This window comes from Acinetobacter sp. UBA2063, from assembly GCF_002333245.1.
GTDB lineage: Bacteria > Pseudomonadota > Gammaproteobacteria > Pseudomonadales > Moraxellaceae > Acinetobacter > Acinetobacter parvus.
Map to the genome: position 1 here is coordinate 26,286 of NZ_DDAH01000093.1, position 5,766 is coordinate 32,051.

Genomic DNA, 5,766 nt, shown 5'->3' on the forward strand with positions numbered 1-5,766 from the left:
CAGCCTGATAAACCTGTTCCGCATTTTCAAAGTTAATCGTCTTGCAAACGACTAACTGCTGGTCAATATACTCAATCACCCGTTACCACCTTATTTTTTGCTTACGGCAGCATCTGCATCTGGTTTAAATGTTGCAATCGCCTTATTGATATCACCACCATTACGCTGAACCGTTGCCGCAAACTGGTTACGGAACTGTAAACCAAGGTCAATGCCAGACACATTGATATTACGTACTTTCCACTGATCGCCCTTGTCGGTTAACTGGAACGACACAGGAATCTTTTCACCATTGTGCAGGAAGTCTAAAGTGACCACAGGGTTTTTACTGTTTGACGCTTTATAAGGACGCATGGTGTAGCTTTGATTGGTATATTTCGCGAAAGCACTACCATAGTTTTCAATGATCACTTCACGGAAATTCTTTTCAAACTGGGCACGCTGTGCAGCATTGGTATATTGGTTATTGGCATAAGTACCCAACACAATACGTGTAAACGCCTGTGAGTCTACATAGGGGTCAAGATTTTGACGAATAATCGTTCTTACCAAAGCTGGGTTATTCTGTAATTTCGCATGATCTGCTTTTAAACGGGTAATCAGCCCATCAGCAACACGCTTGACAAAATCAGGTGGAGTTTCTGTTGGTGCTGCAAATGCTGTGGTTGCAAGCATAGCCGATAATACGCTTGCTGTTAGCGTTTGTTTCAATAATGTGTTCACGGACAATCTCCTAACCTATATTACTCAGCGAAAGATGGTTCTGCTTCAGCAGCGGCTGGCTGCGAATTTGAACCCTCTGTTGCGGTTGATCCAGTTGTGGCTTTACCAGCACCACCTGTAATAAATTTGCTAATCAAATCTTCTAAATCCATCGTACCCTGGGTATTTGAAACCACGTCACCACGTTTAAGGTAGTTCACACCACCACCTGGCACCACTTTCAAATATTTCTCACCCAGAAGACCATTGGTTGCAACCATAATATAAGCATCCTCATCCAGGCTGGTGATGGAGGTCATGTTGCGGATGAGTTGCTGTTCCATTTCTTTTTGTTTCGCGGCATCGGCCTGCTCATAGTCAGCACTGTAGCGCAATTCTTCAAGTGCGTTCTTTTGCACTTCCTTGAGTTGCTCTGGACTAAAGCTGGTCAACTTACCATCAAGGTCAAACTTGACTGTTGCCAGACGTGACACTGGATCAAGGGTAATGGATTCTACACGACCAATGGTAACACCACTCATGGTTACCTTGGCACGTGGTTTTAAACCATTCACATTATCAAACTGCGCTGTCATGCTGTAGCTGTCACGTAAATTGGTACCCACCAAGCCACTGACCTTCATCGCAAGAAAAAATAGAGCGATACCGAAGATAATGACAAAAATACCTACGGCCAGCTCACTAGTACGTGATTTCATTAAATCCCTCCGAACATGACCGCAGTCAACACGAAATCAAAACCTAATACACAAAGTGAAGAATATACGACCGTTCTGGTCATTGCAGTCGCGATACCTTCAGGTGTCGGGTCACAGGCATAGCCCTGATAGACCGCTACCCATGTACAAATCAGGGCAAATACAATACTTTTAATAATGGTGCCATTGAAAATATCATGCCAGAACTGCACGCTGCTTTGCATACCACTCCAGAATGAACCTTCATCAGCGCCCAAGAAATCAACACCCACCATCTTGCCGCCAATAATGCCAATGGTTGCAAAAATCACGGTGAGCATTGGCAGACTGACAATCCCTGCCCATAAACGTGGGGAAACAATTTGACGAAGTGGATCAACCCCGATCATTTCCATACTGGCAAGCTGTTCACTCTGCTTCATGGAACCAATTTCAGCGGTCAATGCTGAACCTGCACGGCCTGCGAACAGCAAGGCAGCCACCACAGATGCCAGTTCACGTAATAGTGTCAGTGAAATTGCTGTACCCAGCATCGCCTCACTGCCAAAGGTGACCAGAATGCTATACATCTGCAAGCCAAGAACAGCACCAATAAACAAGCCTGAAACTGCGATAATCAGCAGGGACATCACCCCAACACGATACATCTGGTACACAAAACGCTGAAAGCCACCTTTAGATGGCATGGAAAATAAAACTTGCAGCAGCATCAGTGCCGCAGCACCAATTCCCTTTATTCGCTCAATAACGAGTCTACCTAGCCAGGCAATCGCATTCATGGACGAACCTCGTTATCTAAATATGCTTGGTGAGTAAATTGATATTCGACAGGTCCCTCAACCGAACCTGTTAAAAACTGGCGCACAAATGGTGATGCGTGATTTTTTAATTGTTCAGGTGAACCTTCACCCTGAATTTTACCTTCCGCCACCACATAAATATAGTCAGCAATCGACAGTGTCTCTGAGACATCATGTGAGACAACAATGGTCGTTAAATCCAACGCTTCACGCAGGGAACGGATTAAACGGGTAAGCACCCCCATCACTATCGGGTCCTGTCCTGCAAAGGGTTCGTCATACATGATCAGTTCAGGATCAAGTGCAATGGCACGTGCCAAAGCCACACGGCGGTTCATACCACCCGAAAGCTCAGTTGGCATCAACTGCTCAGCCCCACGTAAACCGACGGATTCAAGTTTTAATGCCACCAGTTCTGAGATGAGGTGTTCTGGCAATTTGGTATGTGCACGAATCGGGAATGCCACATTTTCATAGACCGACATATCGGTAAACAGCGCACCACTCTGGAATAACATGCCCATACGGGCACGCGCAGCGAATAATTCATGACGTGACATTGCAGCAATATTTTTGCCATCCAGCAAAACTTCGCCCTGATCGGGGCTCAGTTGTCCACCAATCAAACGCAATAGAGTGGTCTTACCTGTACCTGATGGTCCCATAATGGCAGTAATTTGACCACGTCGAATTTTAAGGCTGATATCGTCATAAATGACGCGTTCTCCTCGATTAAAGCTCAGGTTTTTAACTTCAATTAGGGCTTCGCTATCGAGAGGAGATTTGTTATTCATAATGGCATTCATTCCTGCACTTTTTATGCACGCATACTATACACTGAAAGACTAAATCGTTGTTTTTATTTTGATGAGCGACGTATGAAGATTGTTAATTTATGTAGTTATTTTTTGAGACGACCTGACTGGTGGTTTGGCTGGAATTGACATTTACGGAATCGGCGTGATTGGCATCAAAAAGTGCATAGGCGAAAAACAGGCCATTACACAGCATCAAAATGACAAAAAGGAATGGCAGTCCATCATTTCATATGAAAAACCACATTTGACTCAAAAGACTTTTGATTTGATTAAGCCTTTTTTATTTCTTATGCAAAATTTGAATTAGCACACATTTTAACAATTTTACCTGACTAATCCCAAACAAAAAAGCCAGTTTTACAACTGGCTTCTTCTTTTCATCGGTTTTTAACGATTAAAAATCGTTTTTGCGACGACGGTCACCACCGAAGCCACTTTCACGTGCTGGACGATCACCAAAATCACGCTTTGGACGGTCTTCACCACCGAAACTACGCTTTGGACGGTCTTCACCACCGAAACTACGTTTTGGGCGATCTTCACCACCGAAACTACGTTTTGGGCGATCTTCACCACCGAAACTACGTTTTGGACGGTCACTGAAACCACCCTCACGTTGTGGACGATCACCAAAATCGCGCTTTGGACGGTCGCCGAAGCCACCCTCGCGTTGTGGACGATCACCAAAATCACGTTTTGGACGGTCACCGAAACCACCCTCACGTTGTGGACGATCACCAAAATCACGTTTTGGACGGTCGCTAAAACCACCCTCACGGCGTGGTTTATAGTCTACGCGGTTGCCACGGTTGTCATCATTCGCGTCAAAACGTGGTTTATCGTTAAAACCACCCTCACGGCGTGGACGGTCAGAATTGAACTCGCGGCGTGGACGCTCTTCACCACCAAAGCTACGCTTTGGACGGTCTTCAAAACCGCCTTCACGGCGTGGGCGATCAGAATTAAACTCGCGACGTGGGCGGTCTTCACCAGCAAACGCTGGACGCTCACCACGAGGTTTGTCATCAAAGCTACGACGTGGACGATCATCACCGCCTTCACGACGCTTAAAGTTACTTTCACCTTCAAAACGACGACCACCACCAAAACCACCACGACCGCCGCCATCACGACCACCACGGCTACGACCACCGCCATCACGACCACGACCACCACCATCACGACCTGAACGAGCAGGAGGTGGAGATGGCTCTAAACCTTCGATTTCAGATACATTTAAACGTGCATCTAAATAATCTTCTAAAGCACGGATTTTGCCACGCTCACGGTAAGTTGCCAAAGTAACAGCTTGACCTGTACGACCCGCACGACCTGTACGACCAATACGGTGTACATAGTCTTCATTTTTCATCGGTAAACCGAAGTTGATTACGTGTGAAATTGTTGGTACGTCTAAACCACGCGCTGCAACGTCAGTCGCCACCAGGATTTTTGCACGGCCTTCACGAATACTACGTAAACGACGGTTACGAACGGTTTGAGGCATTGCACCATGTAGCGCAACAACCGAGTGACCTGCTTCAGCCAATTCTTCAGCAAGCATATCTGTATCTTCTTGCGTGCTTGCGAATACAACAGCTTGATCTACTGATTCGTCAGATAACCAATGCGTAAGTAATTTTTTCTTGTGTTCGAAACCATCAGTCCAATGTAATGTTTGCGTTACATCAGTATTGGTGCTGTGACCAGTTTCGATTGCAATACGTTGTGGATCATTCATCATACGCTCAGCAAGACGAATAATACGATCTGCAAATGTTGCAGAGAACATCAATGTTTGTTTACGGTTTGCAGCTAATTCACCAATTGCTTCTAAGTCTTCAGAGAAACCTAGATCAAGCATACGGTCAGCTTCATCAACAATTAATGATTCAACTTTATCAAGTTTAATTTGACGACGGTTTACAAGGTCAAGTAAACGACCTGGAGTCGCGACAACAACCTGAGCGCCTTTAAGCTGTTGAATTTGCTTACCAAAAGGCATACCACCCATAATTGCAGCAATACGAACACCTTTCATGTGACGTACAAATGCAATCGCATCTTGGCTAACTTGTTGAGCCAATTCACGTGTAGGAGAAATAACCAAAATAGTGGGTTGTGTTACGGCTTTCATACGGTCTTTAAACGAAACAAAAGCTTCTTCGCCAGCTAAAGCATTCAATGTAGGGAGTAAGAATGCAGCTGTTTTACCAGAACCAGTCTGGCTTGAAACTAATAAATCTTTACCTGCTAAAGCAGCGGGAATCGCTTGTTCTTGCACAGGAGTTGGTGTGGTAAAACCTAAACCTTCAAGCGCTTGTTGTAAGGTTTCGTGTAAAGAAAATTCGGCAAAAGTTTTGCTCATAGAGAGTTTCACCCTAATGGGTGCTCCATTTTAATAAATACAAAAAATAGACATCGGCAACAAGCGGCAAAGCGACTCAAGCTGAATATAAATACAATTCAGTGGCAATCCGAATAACGACGATGTGGACTAAACGCACGCTTGATTACTGCCTCAACCTGAAGAATCGCTAAGCGATTTGGGCGCAAGATGTGGTCCTCTCTATGGACAGCGAGCGCATAATATGAATAGAACTGAATGTTCAGGTAATGAACTGGAATTTAAGTGCGTGGGCGGATTATAGCAGAATAATTTTAAAAGTCACCTTTTTTAATAGGTTTTTCTATTGAATCACCTTTATTATTTGTATCTGACCGATT

5 protein-coding genes and 1 pseudogene are annotated in these 5,766 nt (G+C 44.8%); all 6 read right to left on the bottom strand.

The window, feature by feature from the left end; all coding sequences use genetic code 11:
- Window positions 1-79 (bottom strand): annotated as a pseudogene (locus tag B4H32_RS04105) (toluene tolerance protein); the annotation flags it as partial.
- Window positions 80-90: 11 nt separating this feature from the next.
- Complete coding sequence (locus tag B4H32_RS04110) at window positions 91-723, bottom strand: MlaC/ttg2D family ABC transporter substrate-binding protein (RefSeq protein ID WP_262450170.1); 633 nt, start codon at window positions 721-723, stop codon at window positions 91-93.
- 20 nt (window positions 724-743) lie between these two features.
- Window positions 744-1,421 carry an outer membrane lipid asymmetry maintenance protein MlaD gene (locus B4H32_RS04115; protein ID WP_004769880.1) on the bottom strand — a complete coding sequence of 226 codons (678 nt, stop codon included), beginning with the start codon at window positions 1,419-1,421 and terminating at the stop codon, window positions 744-746.
- A complete protein-coding gene (mlaE, locus tag B4H32_RS04120; RefSeq protein ID WP_004678635.1) occupies window positions 1,421-2,200 on the bottom strand; it encodes a lipid asymmetry maintenance ABC transporter permease subunit MlaE in 780 nt (259 codons plus the stop codon). Before mlaE ends, B4H32_RS04115 begins: the two co-directional genes overlap by 1 nt.
- Window positions 2,197-3,015, bottom strand: a complete 819-nt coding sequence (locus B4H32_RS04125; RefSeq protein ID WP_004683298.1) for an ABC transporter ATP-binding protein — start codon at window positions 3,013-3,015, stop codon at window positions 2,197-2,199. Before B4H32_RS04125 ends, mlaE begins: the two co-directional genes overlap by 4 nt.
- 418 nt (window positions 3,016-3,433) lie before the next feature.
- On the bottom strand, window positions 3,434-5,407 hold the full coding sequence (locus B4H32_RS04130) for a DEAD/DEAH box helicase (protein ID WP_004683299.1): 1,974 nt from the start codon (window positions 5,405-5,407) through the stop codon (window positions 3,434-3,436).
- Window positions 5,408-5,766 lie beyond the last annotated feature (359 nt).